General features: G+C 65.0%; 24 protein-coding genes and 1 pseudogene. 16 read left to right on the top strand and 9 right to left on the bottom strand.

The window, feature by feature from the left end:
• Position 1: 1 nt before the first annotated feature.
• Entirely contained in the window at positions 2-1,198 is a 1,197-nt protein-coding gene (locus tag MJ8_RS26620) for an amidase (protein ID WP_201411594.1), read from the bottom strand.
• Between the two features lie 543 nt (positions 1,199-1,741).
• On the opposite strand from MJ8_RS26620, the gene odc2 reads away from it, so the two are divergent.
• Together odc2 and MJ8_RS26610 are read left to right on the top strand one after the other, a co-directional pair.
• Complete coding sequence (odc2, locus tag MJ8_RS26615) at positions 1,742-2,875, top strand: ornithine/lysine decarboxylase (protein ID WP_201411593.1); 1,134 nt, start codon at positions 1,742-1,744, stop codon at positions 2,873-2,875.
• A gap of 289 nt (positions 2,876-3,164) precedes the next feature.
• Complete coding sequence (locus tag MJ8_RS26610; RefSeq protein ID WP_412177130.1) at positions 3,165-3,689, top strand: GNAT family N-acetyltransferase; 525 nt, start codon at positions 3,165-3,167, stop codon at positions 3,687-3,689.
• A gap of 63 nt (positions 3,690-3,752) precedes the next feature.
• Here the strand turns inward: MJ8_RS26610 and MJ8_RS26605 are convergent, their stop codons facing one another.
• The 4 genes from MJ8_RS26605 to MJ8_RS26590 all read right to left on the bottom strand — a co-directional run bounded on the left by MJ8_RS26605 (position 3,753) and on the right by MJ8_RS26590 (position 5,841).
• Positions 3,753-4,037: an SCP2 sterol-binding domain-containing protein gene (locus tag MJ8_RS26605; protein WP_040997164.1), complete on the bottom strand. Its 285-nt coding sequence runs from the start codon at positions 4,035-4,037 to the stop codon at positions 3,753-3,755.
• Positions 4,038-4,235: 198 nt separating this feature from the next.
• On the bottom strand, positions 4,236-4,766 hold the full coding sequence (locus MJ8_RS26600) for a hypothetical protein (protein ID WP_201411591.1): 531 nt from the start codon (positions 4,764-4,766) through the stop codon (positions 4,236-4,238).
• 77 nt (positions 4,767-4,843) lie between these two features.
• A complete protein-coding gene (locus MJ8_RS26595; protein ID WP_201411590.1) occupies positions 4,844-5,263 on the bottom strand; it encodes a hypothetical protein in 420 nt (139 codons plus the stop codon).
• Between the two features lie 8 nt (positions 5,264-5,271).
• Positions 5,272-5,841 carry a rod-binding protein gene (locus MJ8_RS26590; protein WP_225248053.1) on the bottom strand — a complete coding sequence of 190 codons (570 nt, stop codon included), beginning with the start codon at positions 5,839-5,841 and terminating at the stop codon, positions 5,272-5,274.
• Between the two features lie 264 nt (positions 5,842-6,105).
• Between MJ8_RS26590 and MJ8_RS26585 the strand changes: the two genes are divergently transcribed.
• The 9 genes from MJ8_RS26585 (at position 6,106) to MJ8_RS26545 (ending at position 14,725) form a co-directional block, all read left to right on the top strand.
• Entirely contained in the window at positions 6,106-6,375 is a 270-nt protein-coding gene (locus MJ8_RS26585) for an acylphosphatase (protein WP_201411588.1), read from the top strand.
• A 161-nt stretch (positions 6,376-6,536) separates the two neighbouring features.
• Entirely contained in the window at positions 6,537-7,187 is a 651-nt protein-coding gene (locus MJ8_RS26580; protein WP_201411587.1) for a Rieske 2Fe-2S domain-containing protein, read from the top strand.
• Positions 7,184-8,029, top strand: coding sequence for an aromatic ring-hydroxylating oxygenase subunit alpha (locus tag MJ8_RS26575; RefSeq protein WP_201411586.1), 846 nt, complete (start codon positions 7,184-7,186; stop codon positions 8,027-8,029). Before MJ8_RS26580 ends, MJ8_RS26575 begins: the two co-directional genes overlap by 4 nt.
• Positions 8,026-8,685 carry a glutathione S-transferase family protein gene (locus MJ8_RS26570; RefSeq protein WP_201411585.1) on the top strand — a complete coding sequence of 220 codons (660 nt, stop codon included), beginning with the start codon at positions 8,026-8,028 and terminating at the stop codon, positions 8,683-8,685. The genes MJ8_RS26575 and MJ8_RS26570 overlap by 4 nt, the downstream gene beginning before the upstream one ends.
• A gap of 1 nt (position 8,686) precedes the next feature.
• A complete protein-coding gene (locus MJ8_RS26565) occupies positions 8,687-10,066 on the top strand; it encodes an amidohydrolase (protein WP_201411584.1) in 1,380 nt (459 codons plus the stop codon).
• Between the two features lie 33 nt (positions 10,067-10,099).
• A complete protein-coding gene (locus MJ8_RS26560; RefSeq protein ID WP_201415597.1) occupies positions 10,100-11,194 on the top strand; it encodes a BMP family ABC transporter substrate-binding protein in 1,095 nt (364 codons plus the stop codon).
• Between the two features lie 2 nt (positions 11,195-11,196).
• Positions 11,197-12,720, top strand: coding sequence for an ABC transporter ATP-binding protein (locus MJ8_RS26555; RefSeq protein ID WP_201411583.1), 1,524 nt, complete (start codon positions 11,197-11,199; stop codon positions 12,718-12,720).
• Complete coding sequence (locus MJ8_RS26550) at positions 12,717-13,817, top strand: ABC transporter permease (RefSeq protein ID WP_201411582.1); 1,101 nt, start codon at positions 12,717-12,719, stop codon at positions 13,815-13,817. The genes MJ8_RS26555 and MJ8_RS26550 overlap by 4 nt, the downstream gene beginning before the upstream one ends.
• Positions 13,814-14,725, top strand: coding sequence for an ABC transporter permease (locus tag MJ8_RS26545; RefSeq protein ID WP_201411581.1), 912 nt, complete (start codon positions 13,814-13,816; stop codon positions 14,723-14,725). Before MJ8_RS26550 ends, MJ8_RS26545 begins: the two co-directional genes overlap by 4 nt.
• Before the next feature lie 130 nt (positions 14,726-14,855).
• Here MJ8_RS26545 and MJ8_RS26540 read toward each other — a convergent pair whose 3' ends face one another.
• Genes MJ8_RS26540 through flhA form a run of 3 tightly spaced genes read right to left on the bottom strand, consistent with a single transcriptional unit; the run spans position 14,856 to position 18,078 of the window.
• Positions 14,856-15,239 carry a hypothetical protein gene (locus MJ8_RS26540; RefSeq protein WP_201411580.1) on the bottom strand — a complete coding sequence of 128 codons (384 nt, stop codon included), beginning with the start codon at positions 15,237-15,239 and terminating at the stop codon, positions 14,856-14,858.
• 2 nt (positions 15,240-15,241) lie between these two features.
• The gene (fliR, locus tag MJ8_RS26535) at positions 15,242-15,994 is read right to left on the bottom strand and encodes a flagellar biosynthetic protein FliR (RefSeq protein ID WP_201411579.1); all 753 of its coding nucleotides are present in this window, start codon (positions 15,992-15,994) and stop codon (positions 15,242-15,244) included.
• Complete coding sequence (gene flhA, locus MJ8_RS26530) at positions 15,991-18,078, bottom strand: flagellar biosynthesis protein FlhA (RefSeq protein ID WP_040990011.1); 2,088 nt, start codon at positions 18,076-18,078, stop codon at positions 15,991-15,993. The genes fliR and flhA overlap by 4 nt, the downstream gene beginning before the upstream one ends.
• A gap of 121 nt (positions 18,079-18,199) precedes the next feature.
• On the opposite strand from flhA, the pseudogene MJ8_RS26525 reads away from it, so the two are divergent.
• Positions 18,200-18,500 (top strand): annotated as a pseudogene (locus MJ8_RS26525) (putative quinol monooxygenase).
• Positions 18,501-18,512: 12 nt separating this feature from the next.
• Here MJ8_RS26525 and MJ8_RS26520 read toward each other — a convergent pair.
• Positions 18,513-18,986: a MarR family winged helix-turn-helix transcriptional regulator gene (locus MJ8_RS26520; RefSeq protein WP_201415596.1), complete on the bottom strand. Its 474-nt coding sequence runs from the start codon at positions 18,984-18,986 to the stop codon at positions 18,513-18,515.
• Positions 18,987-19,048: 62 nt separating this feature from the next.
• Here MJ8_RS26520 and MJ8_RS26515 point away from each other — a divergent pair, with 62 nt between their 5' ends.
• The 4 genes from MJ8_RS26515 to MJ8_RS26500 all read left to right on the top strand — a co-directional run bounded on the left by MJ8_RS26515 (position 19,049) and on the right by MJ8_RS26500 (position 23,049).
• Complete coding sequence (locus tag MJ8_RS26515; RefSeq protein ID WP_201411578.1) at positions 19,049-19,777, top strand: NAD-dependent epimerase/dehydratase family protein; 729 nt, start codon at positions 19,049-19,051, stop codon at positions 19,775-19,777.
• A gap of 18 nt (positions 19,778-19,795) precedes the next feature.
• Entirely contained in the window at positions 19,796-20,305 is a 510-nt protein-coding gene (locus MJ8_RS26510; RefSeq protein WP_201411577.1) for a cupin domain-containing protein, read from the top strand.
• Positions 20,306-20,460: 155 nt separating this feature from the next.
• Positions 20,461-22,242 carry a chloride channel protein gene (locus tag MJ8_RS26505; protein WP_201411576.1) on the top strand — a complete coding sequence of 594 codons (1,782 nt, stop codon included), beginning with the start codon at positions 20,461-20,463 and terminating at the stop codon, positions 22,240-22,242.
• Between the two features lie 138 nt (positions 22,243-22,380).
• Entirely contained in the window at positions 22,381-23,049 is a 669-nt protein-coding gene (locus MJ8_RS26500) for a helix-turn-helix domain-containing protein (protein WP_201411575.1), read from the top strand.
• Positions 23,050-23,065 lie beyond the last annotated feature (16 nt).

The raw sequence follows: 23,065 nt of genomic DNA, 5'->3' as shown, positions 1-23,065 counted from the left end.
GTCAGACCTTTCGTGCCGCGTCGAGAATCCTGCGGCCGAGCCGTATCAGGGCAACGTCGCTGCCGGAAGGGCCGAGCAGCGACAGGCCGAAGGGCGCGCCGTCGACCGCGCCGATCGGCAAGGTGATCTGCGGAAAGCCCGAAAGACCCGAAAGGCACAAGAGATGCAGCGCCCTTTCGCGATAAGCCTGGAACTGTTCCGGCGTGCCGGCGGCAAGCGGTGCTGCGCCGGGAACGGTGGGCAGGACCAGAAAGCCGTTGTTGCCAAGCAGGGCGCCAAGCTCGGCCCGAAAAGCCAGCCGCCGCGCCGCTTCGGCGGCGGCGGCCTTGGCGTCGATGGTGCGGCCGAAGCCAAAACGTTCGTCGACGCCCGGGCTGAGGCGGCCGCCGGCCGAGATCCAGGGGCCATGCTCGCGCCAGGCCTCGAAGGCCTGCAGGCGGCGAAAGCACCAGTAAAGCTCGTCGGGGAACGAGGTGAAGGCGTATTCGGTCTCCGCGGGCTGGCCGATGACGGCGGCGGCCAACGCCTTCATGCGCGCATATTCGGCGGCTTCCGCCGGGCCGCTGACGAAGGCGTCGAGCCAGCGAATCGACAGCGGGCGGTTGAGCGGGTGCTGGTGCGGATCGCGGCCAAGCAGAAGCTTGCCGACCGCCTCATAGGTCTCGATGTCGTCGGCGAACCAGCCGAACGTGTCGAAGCTCGACGCCAGCTTCATCGCCCCGTCGAGCGAAATGCGGCCATGGGTGGTGCGCAGCCCGATCAGGCCGCAGAAGCTCGCCGGCGCACGGATCGAGCCGCCGGTGTCGGAGCCGGTGGCGATGTTCGCCAGCCCGCCGGCGACTGCGGCCGCCGAGCCGGAGGAGGAGCCGCCGGTGACGCGGTCAGGCGCGGCGGGATTGACCGGGTAGGGGAAATGCGCGTTCTGGCCGAACAACGAGAAGGCCAATTCGTCGGTCTGGGTCTTGCCGACGAATCGGGCGCCGGCATCGAGGATCGTCTGCACCGCTTCGGCCGTGCGCGAAGCGGCATGGGCTTCCTCGAATTTTTGCGGGTTGCCGCAGCCGGTGCGGTAGCCGGCGACGTCGTAGATGTCCTTGACGGCCAGGCGCAGGCCGGCGAGCGGGCCCAATTCAGCATGCGCCACAGGCATTTGGCGCAGATCGAGGAAGGCGTTCAGCGGCCCTTGAGTTCCTGGCATCGTTCGATTTCCGGATACGGTGCGACCAACATTGTTCGATGCCGGAAATTTTACAACATGGGCTTACGATTTTTATTGATTGTGAACCCCTTCGCTCCTATATCGCCCTTGCCCAAAGTCGCACGTGCCTGTGGGTGTCCGCCGATCCTCGAATGGTGAGGGCAATCGGTAAGGTAACTGGAGCCAACCCCCTCCAGTCGGTCAGTGGCCAACCACAAGACCGAGGACACCTTGAAGCAACGACGGTGCGGGCCTTTCTGGTTCTCTTCCGGTTGTCCAAAGACCGGGGTTACTAAAGAGGCACACCTTCATTGCCGGCAGTGCGGACGGGGTTCTCCCATCCAAGCCAAGGCAGACAAAGCGAACCGAGGCCGGGCAAGGCCAAGGTTCATCGCCGCGAGACGGCATTCCATGGTTCCGGGGTCTCCACCGGCTGGTTCCATGGATTTGACGTCCCGCCTTTGTTTGACCGCGAGTTCGCGAGGCTGAGCGCCCGCGTCCGCAGCCTTTGTGCGCGCCGAAAGGCGTTATGGAGAGACCCCGATGGCCACCCAGCGCATCCTTGACTTCCTCGCCACCCGACGTCCGAACGGTCCCTGCCTCGTCGTCGACCTCGATGTCGTGCGCGACAATTTCCGCGCCTTCGAGAAGGCGTTGCCCGATTCCAAGATCTACTATGCGGTGAAAGCAAACCCGGCGCCGGAAATCCTGCGCCTCCTTGCTGCGATGGGCTCGTCCTTCGACACCGCATCGGTTGCCGAGGTCGAGATGGCGATGGACGCGGGTGCGCCCGCGGACCGCATTTCCTTCGGCAACACCATCAAGAAGGAGCGTGACATCGCACGCGCCTACCAGCTCGGCATCCGCCTCTTCGCGGTGGACTGCGTCGAGGAGGTCGAGAAGATCGCGCGTGTCGCTCCCGGCTCGCGCGTGTTCTGCCGCGTGCTCACCGACGGCGAAGGCGCCGAGTGGCCGCTGTCGCGCAAGTTCGGCTGCGTGCCGGCGATGGCCGTCGACGTGCTGCGCCATGCCAAGGGGCTCGGCCTCGACGCCTATGGCGTGTCGTTCCACGTCGGCTCGCAGCAGACCGACCTGTCGGCCTGGGACCGCGCTCTGGGCGACGCCAAGAAGGTGTTCGCGACGCTCGCCGAGGAGGGCATTGTGCTCAAGATGGTCAATATGGGCGGCGGTTTCCCGACCCGTTACCTGAAGGACGTGCCAGCCGCCCAGGCCTATGGCCAGGCGATCTTCTCGGCATTGCGCAAGCATTTCGGCAACGCGCTGCCCGAGACGATCATCGAGCCGGGCCGCGGCATGGTCGGCAATGCCGGCGTCATCAAGTCGGAAGTCGTGCTGATCTCGAAGAAGGCCGACAACGACAATGTGCGCTGGGTGTTCCTCGACATCGGCAAGTTCGGCGGTCTCGCCGAGACGATGGACGAGGCGATCCGCTACCCGTTTGTCACCCGCCATGACGGCTCGGAGACCGCGCCTTGCGTGCTCGCCGGCCCGACTTGCGATTCGGCCGACGTGATGTATGAGAAGACGCCTTATCCGCTGCCCTTGTCGCTGACCATCGGCGACGAGGTGCTGATCGAAGGCACCGGGGCCTACACGACCACCTATTCGGCGGTCGCCTTCAACGGCTTCGAGCCTCTCCGATCCTACGTGATCTGACCGGTTCGCAAGGACCGTTCAGATCATCCGGCGCGGGCGATGATGTCGCCCGCCCGGGCTCGCTTGTGGAACAGATCTCCGCTCGTGAAGGATCGCGGATATGGAATACCTGATCAAATCGGCCCTTGCGGCCACCGAGATTGCCCCCTCGTCCGGACCGTCGGCTGAGCTTTTCTCCGCGGGGGAGAAGAGCCCGATTGCGGCGCTGGCGCCCTCCCTTGCCCTCCGGGCACAGGCTGGCTCGCGCGGCGCGCCGGACGAGGGGGCCGCCCAGGCGCCGGCCTTCGTCATCGTCTGCGAAGGCGCCGGCGACGTCGCGGCGCGCGAAGCCTTGCTCGATCGCGCCATGGGGCCGAAGCGCAAGAAGAAGTCGTCCGAGAAGCTGCGGCGCGGCCGCCGGCCTTCAGAGGGCCTGGCCTTCGTCGCCCGCGATGCCTCGGGCGCGGTCGTCGGCACGGTGCGGCTTTGGGATGTGAGGCTGGGCGAGGGCGGTCCGGCGGCGCTGCTGCTCGGCCCGCTCGCGGTCGAGCCTGGCTTGAAGAGCGGCGGCATCGGCTCGGCGCTGATGCGACATGCGGTCGCCGAGGCCGCGCGGCTCGGCCATGGCGCGATCCTGCTCGTCGGCGACGCGCCCTATTACGGACGGTTCGGCTTTTCGGCGGACCGCACCGGAACGCTTGCCATGCCCGGCCCCTATGAGCGGCACCGGCTTCTTGCGCTGGAGCTGAAGGAAGGCGCGCTGGACGGCGCCAAAGGCACAATCAAGGCCGCCGGCCGCAAGATCAAGGGTCAAGCCCAGGGCCTCGTCGCCTGAGGGCTTAGACTCGACAAAAACATAACGCCGCCCGTGGGGCGGCGTTCTCGTTTTTACGAAAGATCAGCCGAGCAGCTGGCTGAGCGCCATGGCAACCGTCATGTCGCCCTCGACCTTGAGCTTGCCGGCCATGAAGGCCATGGTCGGGTTCAGGTCGCCTGCAATCAGCGAATCCAGATCGTCGAGCGACAGCTTGACGGTGCAGTCGGTCGGCGCGTCGGTGGTCGAGACGGTCGCGCCGTCGATGACGATGACGCCGTCGCTGCCGGTGTCGAATTTGACCGAATGCTCGAAACCCGCGCTCGCCACGCGCGACCTGATCTTGTCGGCAATCTCCTGAACGCCCATGGCGGTTCTCCTCGTTGGTTGCGTTGACGCGCACCGGCCTGTCGAGCCGCTGGGCGAGGTAGGCGCGCCGCGCCTAAGCGGCCGCCTGTCACGGCGCATATAGCTTCGAGTTGACGTAAACGTCAACGCGGTCACCATGCGTCATGTCGCATCATGGGTAAGCTTTACTAAGATATCCGTGTCGAGTTGGCCGGGCAATCAATGCTCCGGCGCGGTCTTGAACGCCTTGGTCATCGCCGCCGCGGTTTCGCCGGCATTCTTGCGGCGGCGAAGCGCGTTGTCGCGGATATCGTCCTTGGATAGGAAGTTGACCTGGTCGATCAGCACCTCATGCACCAGCTCGACGCCGACGCGGGTGTTGATTGTGTCGCGTATCGACTTGCGGAAGGCGTCGAGATCGATCGAGTCCTTCTTGGTGAAATCGATCTGCGGATTGGAATAGAGATAGGAATAGACCTGATCGGTCATCAGCGCCTGGGCGGGGACAGACAGCTTCTTCATCTGCTCCGGCTCGACCGTGTAGACGAGCTTGGTCAGAAAATAGCCGTCGATCGAGCCGTCGCGCAGCAGCGGCACCGAGATCATGTCGGTCTTGACGTAGTCGAGGCCGCCCAGCATCGGCTTTGGCGGTTCGGCCGCGCCGCGCTGGCCGGCCGCCTGGAAGGAATAGAAGACCGCACCGAGCGTCACGGCGCAGATCCACAGCGCGGCGGCGATGAACTTTATCATGTTCTATTTGCTTCGCGCATGATCTTGTCCGAAAAACCGGCTTCCACTTTTCGCTGACGCGGTCCTGCGGTTCGGGATCATGCTCGGGCCATGCCGAACTCGCCGGCCGAGTAGGTGCCGTCGGTATCGGCGCGCTGGATGGCGTTCCTCAGAAGCGTGGCGACCTCGTTGACGGCGTTGAGATGGGCGAGGATCGCCGCCTCGTTCTTGGCCAGCTTCTGGCGCAGCCGCAGCAGGCCTTCTTTATGCTGCTCGAGGAATTCGATCTCGTTGGCCCCCTTCAAGGCGCGGTTGAGTTCGTAGAGATACCGGCTCTTGCGCGCGTTCGAGGCTTTGAGGTCATAGGCCGTTCCGCTCCGGATGCCGGCGGTCTCCTCGTCCACGACTTCCTCGATGCGGCCAATGATGGCGGCGAGGTTGCCGGGTCGTGCGGCGGCGGGCGCCTCCATTGCGTTGGCACGCGCGGGAAGGTTGGAAAGGTCCGTTTGGTCGGCCATGTAGGTCCCTAGATCTTGATGTCCGTTTTTATGGTTGTGTCGTCGCCGGTCATCGACCGTGCGGCCTTGCGCTCAAGCTCCTCGACCATCGAGGTCGAAAGCCTGGTCTGCTGGTCGATCTCGGCTTTCTGCGGTCCGCCGGCGACCGGGCCGACCGGCACCTTGTGCTTGCCGTCGAGATAGTGGTCGGCGAGCATCGACCGGGCGATGCCGATGCCGCCATGCGCGGCCATGACATCGGCCACCTTTTCGGCGAGCTGCGACTTCCACATGTCGCCGGCCAGGCCCTTGCCATAAACGCCCTCGGTGTCCTTGGGCATCATGTCCTGGATGAAGGTCGTCAGCACCATCGCCTCGAAGCGCTGGAACTTCTTCGCCGGATTGGCGGCTTCCGCCTTGTCGGCCGTGGCTCGCGAGAGAATGGAGCCGGCATCGACCGTCGCGGAGGGATCGACGGTGAATGGCGCCGAGGCGCCGTTCGCCCGTCTGGCGAGCGCCGCGCGCGCGGCCTCGACATCGGCCGGCTCCGCTGCGCGGGCAACATCCATGACGATGTCGCTGGGTGGGGAAATGGCCAAGAAAGTCCGCCCTTTGCCGGTTTTGTTATCCGCACAATGACTGAACAAGCTTGTGGCAGGCTTGCGGGAAAAGGGAGGCGGGACGCGGACGGCAGCTTCCCACATCTTGATTGCCCCATAGGGGCCGGAGCGGCCACTTCCCGCCGTCGACAAGGCGCTGCCCGGGAGCGGTCGCCGTAGCGTCGCGAGAGCTCGCTTCCAAAGGCACTTCAGCAATTGAGCAAAATGTTGATAGCTTATATCTGTTTCGTTGCCGAGGTTTCCATGAGCGAGCAAAATCACCGTTTCTGGCGGGAGCGCATGACGATCCTCGGCGATGTCGAGGCAGCCTCCTTCCTTCCTTGGATCGAGCGTCATGCCGCCAAGCTCGGGCTCGCGCAGGCAATATGCTTTGCCGGTCCCGACTGCATCGAACTCGACATCGCCGGTCCAGCCGAGCTCGTCGACATGATGGAGATGGGATGCTCTCTTGGACCAATCGATGTCTGGGTCGAGGCCATCCGCCGGGTGCCGATAGAGGGCGAATCGGGCTAGTTTCCGGCCTGCGGGCTGTCCCTGCGAAGAGTGCAATGCACCTTTTTTGGGCATTATTGCCAGTGAGGAGATGTTGTGCAAACGTGACCGGGTCTTTTAGCATGTCCTTGACCGCTAAGCCGCGCCCCGGGAACATGCTGGTGTCGTTTGAAAGTTGATGTATGCCTCCCTACTCGACCGGCTCTTGGATGCCTGTTGCCCTCTCCGCGGATTTGCCGGCGGGAACCGTGATGCCAGCGCAATCCCCAGCCGGGCCGATTGCCCTTTGGAGAAGCCGCTCCGGCCGTATGGCGGCCTTTGCCGACAGATGCCCTCATCGCGGCATGCGCCTCTCCCACGGCTTCGTGCGCGGTGAGACCCTGTCCTGCATCTATCACGGCTGGAGCTACGCCCAGGCGGGAAACTGCCTGCGTATTCCGGCCCATCCGGCACTGACGCCGCCGGACACGATTCGTGTCGCGACACAGCCTGTCGAGGATGGCGGCGGCATCATCTGGATTCCGGTCGGCGAACCCGCCGCCGAGCCGCCACGGTTCGACGGAGTTACCCCCCTGCGCTCAATGGTGGTGGAGGCCGACATCGCCGCGCTGGAGGAGGCCGCCGGAACGAAGGCCGCTGAAGGCCTGCTAGACTATACGCATGATGGCCGGACCGTGCGGCTGCTGCTTGCTCCCGAAGGGAAAGCGCGGACGCTGATGCATGTACTGGTCGACGAGGACAGCAATCCGAGCGAACGTATCGCCGCGTCGAGGGCCGCCGAAGCGCTGCGGCGGGCGGCCGAGTATGTTGCGGCCAGCGGGACCGCCCGATGACCCGCAACGCGATGATCGACGAATGGTATCCGGTCTGCCTTGTCAGCCAGCTCGATGCGCATGGACGCAAAACCGCCCTCATGGGCGAGCCGATCGAGGTGAGGCTCGGCGACGACGGGACCGCCAAGGTCGCCGGCGGCAACGGACGTGTTCTGCCGGCCTTAGTCCGCTATGGCCATGTCTGGGCGTCGCTCGGCGATCCGCAAAAGCCGCTGTTTGCGATCCCCGAGGCCGATCAGCCCGGCCGCCGGCTCGTCGATGTCGGGGTGGTGCGCGTGCGCTGCTCGCCGCTGCGCGCGGTGGAGAACTTCCTGGACATCGCGCATTTCCCGTTCGTCCATACCGACATATTGGGAGCAGAGCCGCATACGGAGGTGCAGAACTACAAGGTCGAGATCCGCGAGGACGAAGACGAGGTGTGGGCAACCCAGGTGCAGTTCTACCAGCCGCAGGCCGCCAAATCGGCGGCAGGCGGCATCAACACGCAATACATGTATCGCGTGCCCGCGCCGACCTGCTCGATCCTCTACAAGACCTGTCCGCCTCGCCCAGGTGAATGGGACGTCATCACCCTTTTCGTGCAGCCGCTTGCCGAAGACCTGTGCGACGTCTGGCCATGGATGGCACTGTTCGACGACGAAACGCCGCTGACGGACCTGATTCATTTCCAGCAGACGATCTTCGTCCAGGACCGGTCGATCCTTGAAAACCAGATCCCGGAGCTGCTGCCGCTCGATCCCGGCATGGAGATTCCCACACGGGCCGACCTGACCTCGGTTGCCTACCGGCGCTGGCTGAAACGCCATGGCTACACCTACGGCGCGCAACTGGTGGCGCAATGAAGCTCTACGACTATGTGCTGTCACCGAGCTGCTACAAAGTGCGCCTGATGGCGGCGCTGACAGGTGTGGCGCTCGACATCCGCCCGGTCGACTTCCATCCCGGCGCCGAGCATCGCGGCCCCGAACTCCTGGCGCTCAATCCGGCGGGCTCGATCCCGATCCTGGAGGATGGCGACCTCGTCCTGACCGAATCCTCGGCTATGCTGGTCTACCTCGCCGCCAAGGGGGCGCCGCAATGGCTGGGTAACGATGCGGCCGAGCAGGGAGCACGCGTCCAGCAATGGCTGTCCTTCTCGCACCGGCTGACCGCTAGCCTGGGAGCGGCGCGCCTGCACGAGATGCTGCTGCGTCCGGGCGATATCGATGCGCTTCGCGGGCAAGGCACGGCGGCCCTTCGGGAACTGGAAGCCGGCCTCGTCGAACAGCGCATCCGCGGCCAGCGCTTCCTTGCGTCGGACCGGCCGACGATCGCCGATATCGCCTGCTTTCCCTATGTCGCGCTCGCGCCGGACGGCGGCGTTTGGCTCGATCCCTATCCCGCGATCCGGCTATGGTCGCGGGCGATCCGCGGCATCGACGGCTTCATCGAGATGCCCGGCATCCATCGGCTGCACGAGCTCAAGCCTGAGCCCGTCCTCGAAGGCGGCGAAGCCTGACATGACGGGTTATCTGTTGAAGAACTGCGCTGCGGTCATCGTCGACGATGGCGATGGTCCGCGCGTCCGCCGCAATGTCGATGTCTTGACCGACGGCCCGGCGATACGGGCCATCGGCGAAGACCTCGACAAGGGGGGACTGTCTGGCGGCACCGTCGCGCAGGACGCCGCCGGCTGGTTCGTCTATCCGGGCCTCGTCAACACCCATCATCACTTCTTTCAATGCTTCGTGCGCAACCGCGCCGACTTGGACTGGACGAAGCTGTCGGTCATCGAATGGCTCGACCGCATCTACCCCATTTTCTCGCGGCTCACCGAGGAATGTTTCTACCACGCGTCGGTCACGGCTATGGCGGAGTTGATAAAGCACGGCTGCACGACGGCTTTCGACCATCAATACTGTTTTCCGCGGCACGCCGGCAAACGGCTGATCGACCGGCAATTCGAAGCGGCCGAACTGCTCGGCATGCGCTTCCATGCCGGACGGGGCGGCAACACGCTGCCGAAATCGGAAGGCTCGACCATCCCCGACGCCATGCTGGAAACGACGGACGAGTTCATCGCCGACTGCGCCCGGCTGATCGACGCCTACCATGATGCCGGTCGCTTCGGCATGCGCCAGGTCATCGTCGCGCCTTGCCAGCCGGTCAACTGCTATCGCGACACGTTCTTGGAATCGGTGGCGTTGGCGCGCGACCGCAAGGTGCGCATGCACACCCATGTCGGCGAGGGCGAAAGCCCGGTCATGCAGGCCCGTCACGGCCTGCGAACCGTCGACTATTGCACCGAGATCGGCTTCTGCGGGCCGGATGCCTTCTATGCCCATTGCTGGGAGCTGACCCACGACGAGCTGCGCAAGATGGCGGCGAGCGGCACCGGCGTCTCGCATTGCCCTGAGCCGGTCTACCTCGTCGGCGCCGAGATCACTGACATACCGGCGATGTCGGCCCTCGGGCTCAGTGTCGGACTGGGCTGCGACGGCGCCGCCTCGAACGACAATTCCAACCTGATGCACTGCATCCATTCCGCCTACATGCTGCAATGCCTCGCGGCATCGACGCGCGGTCATCCGGTGCCGCCGCCGGCTGATTTTCTCGGCTATGCGACGACGGGGGGCGCGGCGCTGCTCGGGCGCGGCGACATCGGCAGGCTGGCGCCTGGCATGGCCGCCGATCTCTTCGCCATCGACACCCGGCGCATGGACTATGTCGGCACGCGGCACGATCCGCTGAGCCTGCTGGCCAAGGTTGGAATCGGCGCGCCGACCGACATGACCATGATCAACGGCCGGGTCGTTTGGGCCAAGGGAGAATTCCCGGGGCTCGACGAGGCCAGGTTGTTCGCGCAAGCCGAGGCGGCGCTCGCGACCGTGCAATTCTAGCAACCAAAACCAAAAGCAAGGGGAACCGACATGCTGATAAATCTTACCCGCAGAACATTGATGAAGGGCGCCGCGGCTTCCGGCCTCGTTGCCGCGGTGGGCAGCCGAGCGCTTGCCGCCGACGAGCCGCTAGGCATCGCGCTGGTGGTCCCGTCGCCGGTCGGCGATGTCGGCTGGGGCCGCGCGCTCGCCGACGGGCTCGGGCCGGTGAAGGCAGCCTATGGCGACAAGGTGAAGGTCACTATCATCGAGAACATACAGGAGGGACCCGACGCCGATCGCATCATGAACAAGGCCGTCGCCGACGGAAACAAGTTCCTCATTGCCGGCTCCTTCGGATACCAAAATGGCGCCCTGCAGGTCGCACGGCGCAATCCCGACGTCACCGTGCTGCATGCTTCCGGTTTCCAGGTGGCGCCGAACTTCTCGCCCTTCGCGGCCCAATATTCGCAGGGCACCTATCTGATGGGCATGGCCGCAGCCGCGCTTTCGAAGACCGGCAAGCTCGGCTCCGTGTCAGCCTTCGCCATCCCTGAGTTGATCACCTCCATCAACGCCTTCACCTTAGGAGCGCAGGCGGTGAAGCCCGATGTCGAGGTTTCGGTCGTATGGGTCAATTCCTGGTTCGACCCGGCCAAGGAGCAGGAAGCCGCCAAGGCGCTGCTGGCGCAGAAATGCGACGTGATCTTCTCCAACGCGCAGGATACGCCGTCCGTCGTCTCGGCCTGTGAGGAGGCCGGCATCCCCGCCTTCAACCTCAACTCGTCGATGAAGAAGTACGCGCCCAAGACCTATCTCGGCTGCGTGGCGACCGACTGGTCGCCCTTCTTCAAAGCATCGGTCGACGCCCACCTCGCCGGCACCTTCAAGGGCGCCAACGCTTTCCTGGGCGTCGGCGACAAGGTTGTCGAGGTCGTTGACTGGAACCCGGGCATCCCGGCCGACATGATGGCCAAGATCAAGGAGGTTGAAGCCAAGATCGCCGGGGGCAGCTTCTCGCCCTTTACCGGTCCGATCGCCAAGGCTGATGGCAGCGAGGGCGTCCCCGCCGGCAAGACGATGACCCAGGCCGAGATCGTCGCCATGGACTGGCACGTCAAGGGTGTCACCACGCCGCTGCCCAAGTAATCATGACCGCCCCGCTTCTGTCGCTGCGCGGCATCTCCAAGAGCTACGGCCAGATCCATGCCAATCGAGACATCGATCTGGACGTGGCTCCGCGCTCGATCCATGCGATCCTGGGAGAGAACGGGGCGGGCAAGTCGACGCTGATGAAGCTGATCTACGGCGTCGAGCAGCCCGACGCGGGATCGGCGACCTGGAAAGGAGAAACCCTGGCCCTCGCGTCCCCGGCGGATGCGAGGCGCCAGGGGATCGGCATGGTCTTCCAGCATTTCTCCTTGTTCGAGACGCTCACGGTCGTCGAGAACATCCGGCTGGTCGTGCCAGGGGTCAAATCGGATCTTGCTCAAGGTATCCGCAAGCTCGGCCGTGACTTCGGCCTGGAGGTCGATCCGCTCGCCCACGTGCATTCGCTTTCGGTCGGTGAGCGGCAGCGGGTGGAAATCATCCGCTGCCTGATGACCCGACCGGAGCTCCTGATCCTTGACGAACCGACTTCCGTCCTGCCGCCGCAATCCGTAGACAAGCTGTTCGAGACGTTGCGGCGGTTGCGCGACGGCGGCGTCTCTATCCTGTTCATCTCGCACAAGCTGGAGGAGATTCGCGCGGTCTGCGACCGTGCAACCATCCTTCGCGGCGGGCGCATCACCGGCCACGTGGATCCGCGCGACCACGACGCGCACGACCTCGCCCGCATGATGATCGGCCGCGACATGCCGCAGCCCATGCCGGCGGTTGCCCATTCCGGCGGAGAGAAGCGCCTTGAAATCGTCGGCCTCGACCATCGGCCCGACGATCCCTTCGCCGTGACGCTTTCCGACATCAGCCTGACGGTCCGGGCAGGCGAGATCCTCGGTATCGCCGGCATATCGGGCAACGGCCAGAGCGAACTCGCAACGCTGATCTCGGGCGAGACAGTGCTGCCGCGGGAAAAGTCCGAGCGTATCTTCATGATGGGCAAGGACGTCGGCGTGCTCGATGCGGCCGCCCGCCGCCGGCTGGGTTTCGCCTTCGTGCCCGAGGAACGGCTGGGCCGCGGCGCGGTGCCGGAAATGTCGCTCGTCCTCAACAGCCTTCTGACCGCCCATCCCTCCGGCCTCCTGAAACGCGGGCTGGTCGACACGCCCCGGGCGAAAGCTTTCACCGAAGAGTGCATCCGGCAGTATGACGTACGCACGCCGGGCTCGGAAACGGAGGCTGGGGCGCTTTCGGGCGGCAATCTGCAAAAGTTCATCGTCGGCCGCGAGATCATGCTATCACCGAAGCTGCTGTTCGTGGCGCAGCCCACCTGGGGCGTGGACATAGGCGCCGCGGCCGCCATCCGCCGGCGCCTCGTCGCCCTGCGCAACGAAGGCATGGCCATTCTCGTCATCTCGGAGGAACTGGAGGAACTGTTCGAGCTCTGCGATTCCATCCAGGTGATCCATCAGGGCCGGCTCAGTCCGCCGCTGGTGACAAGCGACACCAGACCCGAGGAGATCGGCCGTTATATGATCGGTGCGCATACGACCGCCGAAAAGGTCCCCGCATGAGCGCTCTGCCCCTGCGGTTCCTTCCCGTTCTGGTTCGCCGCGAACATGCCTCGCTTGCAGTCAAGCTGCTCGCCCCGCCCGTGGCGCTGGGCCTTGCGACACTGCTCAATCTCGGGCTCTACCTTCTGATGGGTCGAGATCCGGTAGCCGTTTTCCACGCGATGTTGCTCGAACCTTTCCTATCCTGGGCTTCGTTCTCGGAAGTCCTGCTGAAGATGGGGCCGCTGCTGCTCATCGCACAGGGGCTTGCGATCGGCTTTCGCGCCAAGGTTTTCAACATCGGCGCTGAGGGCCAATTCATCCTCGGCGCAATCTTCGCGTCGGCCATTCCCATCTGGCTCCCGCAGGCGACGGGGCAGTGGATTTGGCCCTCCATGCTCGTCCTCGGCGCGCTGGGCGGCGCGCTTTGGGCTTCGCTCACGGCGTTCTGGCGCGTGCGGCTCAACGCGAACGAGATTCTCGTATCGCTGATGCTGGCACTCGTTGCCGCGCAACTGCTCAACTACCTGCTTCTCGGGCCCTGGAAGGACCCCGCCGGCTTCAACTTCCCGCAGTCGGTCATGTTCCAGTACGACGCGATGGTGCCGATCCTGATCCCCGGCACCCGCGTCAACGTCTCGCTGCTTATCGCCTGCGCGCTGTCGCTCGCGGCCTGGCTGTTCATGCAGAGGAGTTTCGCGGGCTACAAGCTGCAGGTCGGCGGCCTGGCGCCGCGCGCGGCCGCATACGCCGGCTTCAATGAAGGCCGCGCAATCTGGATTTCCTTCCTCATCGGCGGCTTCGCGGCCGGCCTCGCCGGGGCGGCCGAGGTGGCCGGGCCGCTCGGCCAGTTGCAGCGCTCCATCTCGACCGGCTACGGCTATGCGGCCATCATCGTCGCTTATCTCGGTGGACTTCATCCGATAGGCATCATTTTTTCCGCGCTGCTCATGGCGGCCCTCTATATCGGCGGCGACAACGCCATGGTGTCGGCAAATCTGCCGGTCGCCGCGGTCCGGGTCTTCCAGGGCAGCCTGTTGCTCGCCTATCTCGTCGCCATCGCCTTCGTCCGCTACCGGCTCGAATGGCGCCATGCCGCCCAGGAAAGCGCTCCATGAATGCCCTCGAGTTCATCGTCGCCGGAATGCTGGCGGCGGCCACGCCGTTCCTTTTGGCGGCGCTTGGCGAGATGGTGGCCGAGCGGGCCGGCGTCCTCAATCTCGGCGTGGAGGGACTGATGGCCTTGGGGGCGATCATCGCCTTCATCATCGTCTATCGCGGCGGCGGCCACCTTCTGGGTTTCCTCGCCGCAGGCCTCGCCAGCGCGGCTCTTTCCCTTGTCTTTGCCGTCATCGCGCTGGGGTTCCGCGCGAACCAGGTCGCGGTGGGGCTGGCCATAGGCATACTTGGCCAGGGCCTATCGGCACTGTTCGGCAAGACCTATGAGAGCCTCACGGTCAAAGGCCTTCCGAAGCTTTCGTTGCCCTGGCTTTCAGATATCCCGGTCATCGGCGGCCTGTTCGCCCAGGACGTCGTCGTGTGGCTCTCGCTGGCGGCGACCGTCGCCATCTGGGCAATATTCGCCTATACCAAGACCGGCCTTGTCGTTCGCGCCGTCGGCGAGAATCCCAAGGCGGCCCATGCGCTCGGCTATCCTGTGATCGCGGTGCGCTTCGCCGCTGTCGCCTTCGGCGGCGTATTGGCTGGCTTCGCCGGCGCCTACGCGGCCGTGGTCTACACGCCGCTGTGGGCCGATGGCATGATTGCCGGGCGCGGCTGGATCGCGATCGCGCTCGTCGTCTTCGGCACCTGGCTCACCAGCCGTATCTTTCTCGGCGCCTGCCTCTTCGGCGCCGTCTCCTTGGCAAGCCTGGCGGCGCAGGCGACCGGACTGGACGTTTCTTCGCAACTTCTCTCGAGCCTGCCCTATATCGTGACAATCGTCGTGCTGGGCATCATTTCTTCGAACCGGCGTCTGCTAAAGCTCAACGGCGTGGCATCGCTCGGAGAGCCTTTCGAACAATAGTGTCGCTCGCCGCCAACGCCAGCGGCAATCCATGTCGGCTTCAGGTAGTGCGGAATTCGAGTTCAGCGTCCGACATGCGGCGCAAAGCGGTCGCGATGTCGTCCGTGAGTCACCTTCGGTTATCACCGTGCTACTCCTCGGCCCGCTTCTGCGTGATGAGGTCGAGCCGCTCGCGGTCGGAGCGCTCGCGCTCGTCGCGGCGGCGCACGTCCTTGTAGGCACGCTCGACCATGTTGGTGCGCGCCGTCGCAGTGGCGATCAGCGCGGCTTCCTGCCTGGCGTCTTCGAGGTTCTGTTTCTGCCGGCCGAGCGCATCGGTGATGCGCTTGTGGTAGAGCGCGGGAAAGAGACCGGCGAGCGATTTGTCGGTATCGAAATGCTCGATCAGTTCCTTGGCCTCCGCTTCGGCCTTGATGGCGGCGGCGAGGAAACCGGCATGGCGGGTCTCGTGCAGCGCCTTCAACTGCTCCTGCACCTTGACCAGTTTCTTCAGGCGGTCTTTCCGCGTGGTCATGGCTACCGCGCCAGCGTGAGGTCGACGAAGCCGTCGACGAAGAGCGATAGCAAGGTGCCGACGGCAAAATAGAAGATGATCATGCCGCCGGCGATGACGAAGGGCAGCGAGATGAAATAGACCGGGATCTGCGGCGTCAGCTTGTTGACGAAGCCGATCGTCAGATTGACCAGGATGGCGTAGGCGACGAACGGGCTGCCGAGGCGGACGACCAGGAAGAACGCGTCCGACACCGTGTCGGTGACGTCGACGAGGGCCGCCTGCGGGTTGAAGAACGCGTTGACCGGGGCGACCTGGTAGGAGGCGACGAGCGCCTTGACGATCTCGTGGTCGAAATCGAAGACGAAGAGTAGAAGCAGCGCCGAGAACGAGATGATGGCGGCAAGCGCGGCCTGCGGCTCAGGCTCCTCGATCGCCGGCCCGCCCGAGCCGCCATAGCCGATCAGCATGGCGATGGCCGAGCCCATGAAGCGCAACGCTTCCATGTAGAGCCTGGTCATGGCGCCGATCAGTCCGCCGACCAGCAACTCGGAAACGATCATCGGTGCGAGCACCTGCGGGCGCGGATCGACGAAGGGGTAGATGCGGTCCCACAGGAAAGCGAGCAGGCCGCCGGTCGCGGCCACCGACACGAAGAGCCGGATCTGGATCGGCACGCGGGCGCTCGACAGGCCAGGCATCAGCATGAAGCAGGCGCCGATGCGGCAGAAGGCGAGGAAGGCGGCGATGACGATGCCTTGCGAGAGCGCGTTCACGAGATCGTTCCGAGCACCTTGATCTCGACGCCCTTGGCGATCTCGACATGGCTGAGAACCGGAAGCGTCGTGAACAGCCGCTCGATGATCATGCGCACATAGGGGCGGGCGTCCGGCGCGGTGACCAGCACGAAGCGCTCGCCGGCCTCGAGATGCTTGCGGATCGCCTTGGTGGCGTCCTGGCCGAACTCCTCGAGCTGGCGCGGATCGATGTCGAACTCGCGCACCTCGCCCTTGGCGTCGCGCTTGAGGCTCTGGTGGAAGGCGAGGTCCCAGCGGTTGCCGAGGCGCAGAACCTTGAGCATGCCGCCTTCCGAGAGGTCGCCGCAGATCTGCTGCGCCATGCGGATGCGCACATGCTCGACGATCTGCTCGGTGCGGCGCACATGCGGCGCGATCTCGGCGATCGCCTCGATGATCAGATGCAAATTGCGGATCGAGACGCGCTCGGCAAGCAGCAGCTTCAGCACGGCCTGCAGGCCTGGATAGGAGATGTGCGAGGTGCAGATCTCGTCGGCGAGCTTGCGGTATTCGGGGTCGAGCCGTTCCAAGAGCGCCTTCATGTCCTTGTAGGAGAGAAGCTGCGGCAGGTTGTTGCGGATGACTTCCGAAAGATGGGTGAGCAGGACCGACATGTTGTCGGCGAAGGTGAAGTTCTCGCGCTTCAGGTCCTCGGCGAAGGTTTCGAGCACCGAATAGGCGCGCATGCCGAAGGCCGGCTCGCGGATCTCCTCGCCGGGGATTTCCGGCACGCCGCGCGTGCCGAGCAGCACCATGATCTCGCCGACGCGCATCTGGTATTCGGCGACCACCGTGCCGTGCACCTTGATTTGATAGCTCTTCGGCGGAATGGCGAAGTCGTCGGCGACGCGCACCTCCGGCACCACGAAGCCGTATTGCTGGGCGAATTTCTTGCGCATCTTCGACATACGGAACACCAGCTCCTGATGCGCCACCATCAGCCTGGTCGAAAGCTGCTTGCCGATCAGCAGCTCGATCTCGGCGGTGACCAGCGAGGCCTTAACCGAGTTCTTCTCCTCCTCGACCTTGTTGGCCTTCTCCTGCGTCTTCAGGGCCTCGGCGGCAGCACGTTCGCGGCTTTGGCGCAGCGGGATGATGTAGCCCAGGCCGGCCATGCCGCCGGCGAGCGCGAAGAAGGGGAACAGCGGCAGGCCGGGCATCAGGCCAAGGATGACCAGCAGCGAGGCCGCGACGTAGAGCGCGCGCGGATGCGCGCCGAGTTGGCCGAACACCGCCTGGTTGGCCGAGCCGCGCGTGCCGCCCTTGGAGACCAGCATGCCGGCGGCGAGCGAAACGATGAGGGCCGGGATCTGGGTGACGAGACCGTCGCCGACCGACAGCTTGATGAAGACGTCGGCCGCCTGGCCGAGGCCCATGCCGTGGCGCAGATAGCCAATGGCGATGCCGCCGACGATGTTGATGGCGGTGATGATCAGGCCGGCGATGGCGTCGCCGCGCACGAATTTGGACGCACCGTCCATCGAACCGAAGAAGGAGGATTCTTCCTCCAGTTCGCGGCGCCGCAACTGCGCCGTCTTTTCGTCGATCATGCCGGCGGAGAGATCGGCGTCGATCGACATCTGCTTGCCGGGGATGGCGTCGAGGGTGAAGCGCGCGCCGACTTCGGCGATACGGGTGGCGCCCTTGGTGATGACGATGAAGTTCACCACGATCAGGATCATGAAGACGATGAGGCCGATGACGAAGTCGCTCGACATCACCAGCTTGGAGAAGCCGGAGATGACATAGCCGGCGGCATGCGTACCCTCATTGCCGTGCGACAGGATCATGCGCGTGGTGGCGATGTTGAGCGACAGGCGCAGCATGGTGGCGATCAGCAGCACGGTCGGGAAGGACGAGAAGTCGAGCGGCCGCTGGATCCACAGCGCCACCATCAGGATCAGCACCGAAAGCGCGATCGAGAAGGCCAGGCCGATGTCGATGAGGAAGGCGGGGATCGGCAGGAACAGCACCGCCAGGATGACGACGATGCCGAGCGCGAAGAAGACGTCGCGGCCGTTCTTCGCCACCAGGCCGGACGGTAGTGTTTCGCTGATCGCCATGTCGTCCCCAAGTCAAGACCCGCCACGCACAGGGCAGGCTCTCGACCGTAATCCTCCAAGCTTGCGCGAAGGTGGGAGAGTGGCTACGGGACTTGGCCACGGGCTTGCGAAAGGATGGCACATGCTCCTGATCACCGGCACGATCCGGCTGCCAGCCGACAGTCTCGAACGGGCAAGGCCGGCGATGCAACGCATGATCCTGGCAAGCCGCGCCGAACCGGGCTGCCTTCACTATTCCTACGCGCAGGATGTGCTGGATGCCGGGCTCATTCATGTTTCGGAGGGCTGGAGCGACCGGGCCGCGCTCGAAGCGCATTTCAAGTCGGTCCATATCGCGGAATGGCGCGCGAGTTGTGGCCGAGCTCGGCATTGGCGACCGCAAGCTCACGCTTTTCGAAACGGATGGCGGCACGCCGACCTGATCGTCCGAAGCGTTACGGCTGCGCCGCGTCCGCGGTCGCGACAGCGACCAGCCAGCGCCGCACGGCGCGCTCCGCCTCGGCGGAGAGGCCGGCGGTCAACTCGCCTTCGAGCTTGTAGACGCGTTCCCGGCATTTCTTCAGCAGGGCGCGGCCGCTGTCGGAGAGGTCGAGATGCTGGATGCGGCCGTGGACGGCATGCGGCCGTCGGGTAAGTGAGCCGGCCTTTTCCAGGTTGCCGACGATCACGCTCACCGTCTGCGGCGTCAGCACGGCCAGCCGGGCAAGATCGGCATTGGACAGTCCGGGATAGGCCGAGATCATGGTAAGGGCCGCGAACTGCGCCTGGGTGACGCCGAATTCGTCCAGTGCCCGCTCCACCTTCAGGCGGTATGCGCCGGCCGCTTGGCGCAGCAGATAGCCCAGATAGCCTTGCTCGCCGCGCTTGCCCTCGCCGGCGGACGGAATGGAGGGATTCCCCTTGCGCATCATATCAGAGCTCTTATATGTTGTTCGTGCTCTGATATTATCGCATCAAGGGACGAAAGACGATGGGCTATCGTGTTTTTCTTGCCGGCGCCTCGGGCGCGATCGGCCGCCGGTTGGTGCCGCAATTGGTGGCGGCCGGTCATCAGGTGACGGCCACGACACGCCAGGCGGCAAAAACGGAAGACCTGCGCGGGCTCGGCGCCGATCCGGTGGTGGTCGATGTGTTCGACGCCAACGCGCTGCGCACTGCGGTCGTGGCAGCGAAGCCGGAGGTCGTCATCCATCAGCTCACAGACCTGCCGGCCGGGCTCGAGCCATCGAAGATGGCTGAAGCAGCCACACGCAATGCCCGCATCCGCGACGAGGGAACGCGTAACCTCGTCGCGGCGGCCAAGGCTGCCGGCGCCAAGCGGCTGATCGCGCAGAGCATCGCCTGGGTCTATGCGCCGGGCGCAGAGCCGCATGCAGAGACGGACCCGCTGGACAGCGGCGCCGAGGGTGGCCGCGCCGTCAGCGTCGGCGGCGTCATTGCGCTGGAGGCGCATGTGCTCAACGCCGCGCCGATCACCGGCATCGTGCTCCGCTACGGCCATCTCTACGGACCGGGCACCGGCGCCGAAAGCGCTGCGGGGCCGGCCGTGCATACAGATGCCGCCGCCTATGCGGCGCTGCTTGCCGTCGAGCGGGGCGCGCAGGGCGCCTTCAATGTGGCGGAGCCGAATGGCCAAATCACGATCGACAAGGCCGTCACCGAACTCGGCTGGCACGCCGGCTTTCGCCTGGCCCAGTAAACGAGGGAGTCGACCGTCATGATCGAAGACGTCTCTTCGCGAAGGCTGGCGCTGCTCGGCGTCGTCGCTATCGTCATGGGGCTGCTTGGCATGGCCATGGTCCGGGGCAACAGGGCAGCCGCCATCACTGGCGGGATGGACGCGCATATCCACATGATGGGGGCCGATGCCGGAGAAGGGGCGACGGCGCGTCCGACCACCACGGTGAAGCCGCTTTCCTGCGAAAAGCTGCCGAATGTTCCGGGGCATTCGATCACCACGGCGCTGGTCGAATTCCCGCCCAATGCCTACACGCCGCGGCATCGTCACCCCGGCTCCGTCACGGCCTTCGTCATCAAGGGAGCGCTGCGCTCGCAGATGGAAGGCAGTCCGGCGGTCACCTACACTCAGGGCCAGACCTGGTTCGAAGCGCCGGGCGCGATCCACACCTTCGCCGAGAATGCCAGCGCCACCGAGCCGGCCGAGCTGCTGGCGATCTTCGTCGCGGAAGACGATTGCGGCCCTCTCACCATCCCCGTACCTGACTAAGTTTATCAACTTGGTCGCACGAAAAGTCTTGTTTAAGGCTAATTCGCGCAACGCCAAAATGGCGCCACAAGCGGTCGGCATTGCGGTTGCCACGCATAGCCGCCGCGCGTATCACCCACGGCAGCTTTTCCTCCGCATACCGGCGAGCCGTTCCGTTGCCTGCCAGAAACGACCCACAAGTCTACGCCCGCCGGCTTCGCGCGGTGCTGATCAGCTCGATCCCCGTGCTCGAGGCGCGCGGCATCGTGATCGTGGTGATGGCCGGCGTGATCGGCATGATCGCGGGCGCGCTGGTCACCGGCATGAGCGCGCTGGTGCAAGGCATGCACTGGCTGCTGTTCGACGTGCAGCCGGGCGGCCGGCTTTCGGCGATGTTCTCGCTCGCCGATCCGACGCAGGCGATGTATCCGGCGATCGGCGGCCTATTGCTCGGCCTTTCGGTGGTCTGGCTCAGAAAGCGCAAGTTCCGCACCCCGGTCGACCCGATCGAGGCGAACGCGCTCTATGGCGGGCGCATGTCGCTCACCGACACGTTTATCATCGTGGCGCAGACGATGATCTCCAGCGGCTTCGGCGCCTCGGTCGGCTTGGAAGCCGGCTACACGCAGATCGGCTCCGGCATCGCTTCCAGGCTGGCGCGGGCGTTCCACCTGCGCCGCAACGACATCCGCATCCTGGTCGGCTGCGGCGCGGGCGGCGCGATCGCCGCCGCCTTCGACGCTCCGCTGACCGGCGCCTTCTACGGTTTCGAGCTGGTCATCGGCATCTACTCCGTCGCCAATGTGGCGCCGGTGATGACGGCGGCGATCTGCGCTTCGCTGACGGCGGAAATGTTCGGGGGCGTGCCGTTCCCGCTGGAATTGTCGGGTTTGCCGAATTTGACCCCCAGCGAATATGTGCCGTTCCTGCTTCTGGGGCTACTCGGCGGAGCGGCCTCGATCGCCATCATGCATCTGGTGAGCATCGTCGAGCGCCTCTTCGTGCGGTTGTCGATCGACGCTTCGATCAGGCCCTTCATCGGCGGCATTTTCGTCGGCCTGCTCGGGTTGGTCACGCCGCAAGTGCTCTCCAGCGGGCATGGCGCGTTGCATCGCGAATTCGCCATGAACTACGCGCTGCCGGTGGTGGCGAGCGTCTTCGTGCTGAAGCTGGCCGCCTCGGCCATCTCGCTCGGCTCCGGCTTCCGCGGCGGCCTGTTCTTCGCCTCGCTGTTCCTGGGAGCTCTGCTCGGCAAGGTCTTCGCCGGTGTCATGGCAATGACCGCGCCGTCGGCCGGCATCGATCCGGCGGTCGCCGCCGTCGTCGGCATGACCTCGCTTGCGGTCGGCGTCGTCGGCGGTCCGCTGACCATGACGTTCCTGGCGCTGGAATCGACCCGCGACCTGACGCTCACCGGCGTGGTGCTGGCGGCCTCGATCATGTCGGCGATCCTGGTGCGTGAAACCTTCGGCTACTCCTTCTCGACCTGGCGCTTCCATCTGCGCGGCGAGACGATCCGCAGCGCGCACGACGTCGGCTGGATGCGCAGCCTCACCGTCGGCACGATGATGCGCAAGGATGTCCGCACCATCCCCGCCTCGACCACGCTTGCCGAATTCCGCAAGGAGGTCCCGCTCGGCTCCGGACAGCGCGTCATCGCCGTCGAGCAGGCCGACCAATATGTCGGCATGCTGCTGGTGCCCGAACTGCACAGCGATCGCTCCGACGACGATACGCCGGTGAGCGCGCTGGCCCAATTCAAGGATGCGGTGCTGGTGCCATCGATGAACGTCCAGACCGCGGCCGAGACCTTCCAGCGCACCGGAGCGGAAGAGTTGGCGGTGGTCGAAGATTTCGACGAGCGCATCGTTCTCGGCCTGCTCACCGAAAGCCATCTGATGCGCCGATATGCCGAAGAACTCGACAAGGCGCGCCGCGACCTGTCGGGCGAAGGCTGACCCGCTACCGCTGCACGAAGAACTGCTCATCGATCGTTCGGTCGACTGGCCCAGCTGAGGGCCGGTTTTGGCCGGATGCTCGCTGCTTGCTATTTGTACAGTGTCACTGTACAAACTGTGCAGTGGAGAACAAATGAGATGCCCAAGGCTTCCCATAAGAGCCAGGCTTCAAACGGGAACAAGAACGGTTTGGTCGCGACAGCCGCCCAAGAAGTGCTGGGCATGCGTCTCAAGAACCTTCGCCTTGCCCGCCGGCTTTCCTTGCGCGACCTCGCCGAGGCGACCGGCACCAGTGCCAGCTTCATCAGCCAGCTCGAACGCGGTCTGACTGGCGCCAGCACGGCGTCGCTCAACCAGATGGCTTCGGCGCTCGGCGTCAGCGTCGCGCTGCTCTTCGCGGAGAGCACGGCTCAAGATCACCACGGCGTGCTCAGGCGCAGCGAACGCCCAAGCCTGCCGCCCAGCGACGGCTGCCGCAAGATGCTGCTTTCGCGGCCGCCGCTGAGCGACATGGAGGTCTATGTCGGCGAGTTCGAGATCGGCGGCTCGACCGGCCCCGACCAATACACGCATGGCGACGCGCATGAGATGCTGATCGTGCTGCGCGGCGTCGTCGAGGTCTTCCTAGGCGAGGCGCGCCATGTGCTCGAAGAGGGCGACAGCGTCGAATACACGACGTCCACCCCGCATCGCACGGAGAACATCGGCAGCGGCCGGGCCGAAGTGATGTGGATCATCGCGCCGCCGACCTCGGCGCGCGCCGAGCTCGATCAATACACGACCTGGAAACCGCCTGCCGCCAGGTGATCGACCAAACCGCGGG

It is taken from the genome of Mesorhizobium sp. J8, assembly GCF_016591715.1.
Taxonomy (GTDB): Bacteria; Pseudomonadota; Alphaproteobacteria; order Rhizobiales; family Rhizobiaceae; genus Mesorhizobium.
This window is presented reverse-complemented; position numbering and strand designations above follow the sequence as displayed.

What these genes read in the sequence shown, in the direction of transcription:
- MJ8_RS26520 (WP_201415596.1), bottom strand. Translation starts at nt 18,986, where the DNA reads ATGCGCAAGGGGAATCCCTCCATTCCGTCCGCCGGCGAGGGCAAGCGC.
- odc2 (WP_201411593.1), top strand. Translation starts at nt 1,742, where the DNA reads ATGGCCACCCAGCGCATCCTTGACTTCCTCGCCACCCGACGTCCGAAC.
- MJ8_RS26570 (WP_201411585.1), top strand. Translation starts at nt 8,026, where the DNA reads ATGAAGCTCTACGACTATGTGCTGTCACCGAGCTGCTACAAAGTGCGC.
- MJ8_RS26605 (WP_040997164.1), bottom strand. Translation starts at nt 4,037, where the DNA reads ATGGGCGTTCAGGAGATTGCCGACAAGATCAGGTCGCGCGTGGCGAGC.
- MJ8_RS26575 (WP_201411586.1), top strand. Translation starts at nt 7,184, where the DNA reads ATGACCCGCAACGCGATGATCGACGAATGGTATCCGGTCTGCCTTGTC.
- MJ8_RS26580 (WP_201411587.1), top strand. Translation starts at nt 6,537, where the DNA reads ATGCCTCCCTACTCGACCGGCTCTTGGATGCCTGTTGCCCTCTCCGCG.
- MJ8_RS26555 (WP_201411583.1), top strand. Translation starts at nt 11,197, where the DNA reads ATGACCGCCCCGCTTCTGTCGCTGCGCGGCATCTCCAAGAGCTACGGC.
- MJ8_RS26565 (WP_201411584.1), top strand. Translation starts at nt 8,687, where the DNA reads ATGACGGGTTATCTGTTGAAGAACTGCGCTGCGGTCATCGTCGACGAT.
- MJ8_RS26500 (WP_201411575.1), top strand. Translation starts at nt 22,381, where the DNA reads ATGCCCAAGGCTTCCCATAAGAGCCAGGCTTCAAACGGGAACAAGAAC.
- flhA (WP_040990011.1), bottom strand. Translation starts at nt 18,078, where the DNA reads ATGGCGATCAGCGAAACACTACCGTCCGGCCTGGTGGCGAAGAACGGC.
- MJ8_RS26545 (WP_201411581.1), top strand. Translation starts at nt 13,814, where the DNA reads ATGAATGCCCTCGAGTTCATCGTCGCCGGAATGCTGGCGGCGGCCACG.
- MJ8_RS26600 (WP_201411591.1), bottom strand. Translation starts at nt 4,766, where the DNA reads ATGATAAAGTTCATCGCCGCCGCGCTGTGGATCTGCGCCGTGACGCTC.
- MJ8_RS26620 (WP_201411594.1), bottom strand. Translation starts at nt 1,198, where the DNA reads ATGCCAGGAACTCAAGGGCCGCTGAACGCCTTCCTCGATCTGCGCCAA.
- MJ8_RS26515 (WP_201411578.1), top strand. Translation starts at nt 19,049, where the DNA reads ATGGGCTATCGTGTTTTTCTTGCCGGCGCCTCGGGCGCGATCGGCCGC.
- MJ8_RS26585 (WP_201411588.1), top strand. Translation starts at nt 6,106, where the DNA reads ATGAGCGAGCAAAATCACCGTTTCTGGCGGGAGCGCATGACGATCCTC.
- MJ8_RS26550 (WP_201411582.1), top strand. Translation starts at nt 12,717, where the DNA reads ATGAGCGCTCTGCCCCTGCGGTTCCTTCCCGTTCTGGTTCGCCGCGAA.
- MJ8_RS26510 (WP_201411577.1), top strand. Translation starts at nt 19,796, where the DNA reads ATGATCGAAGACGTCTCTTCGCGAAGGCTGGCGCTGCTCGGCGTCGTC.
- MJ8_RS26595 (WP_201411590.1), bottom strand. Translation starts at nt 5,263, where the DNA reads ATGGCCGACCAAACGGACCTTTCCAACCTTCCCGCGCGTGCCAACGCA.
- MJ8_RS26540 (WP_201411580.1), bottom strand. Translation starts at nt 15,239, where the DNA reads ATGACCACGCGGAAAGACCGCCTGAAGAAACTGGTCAAGGTGCAGGAG.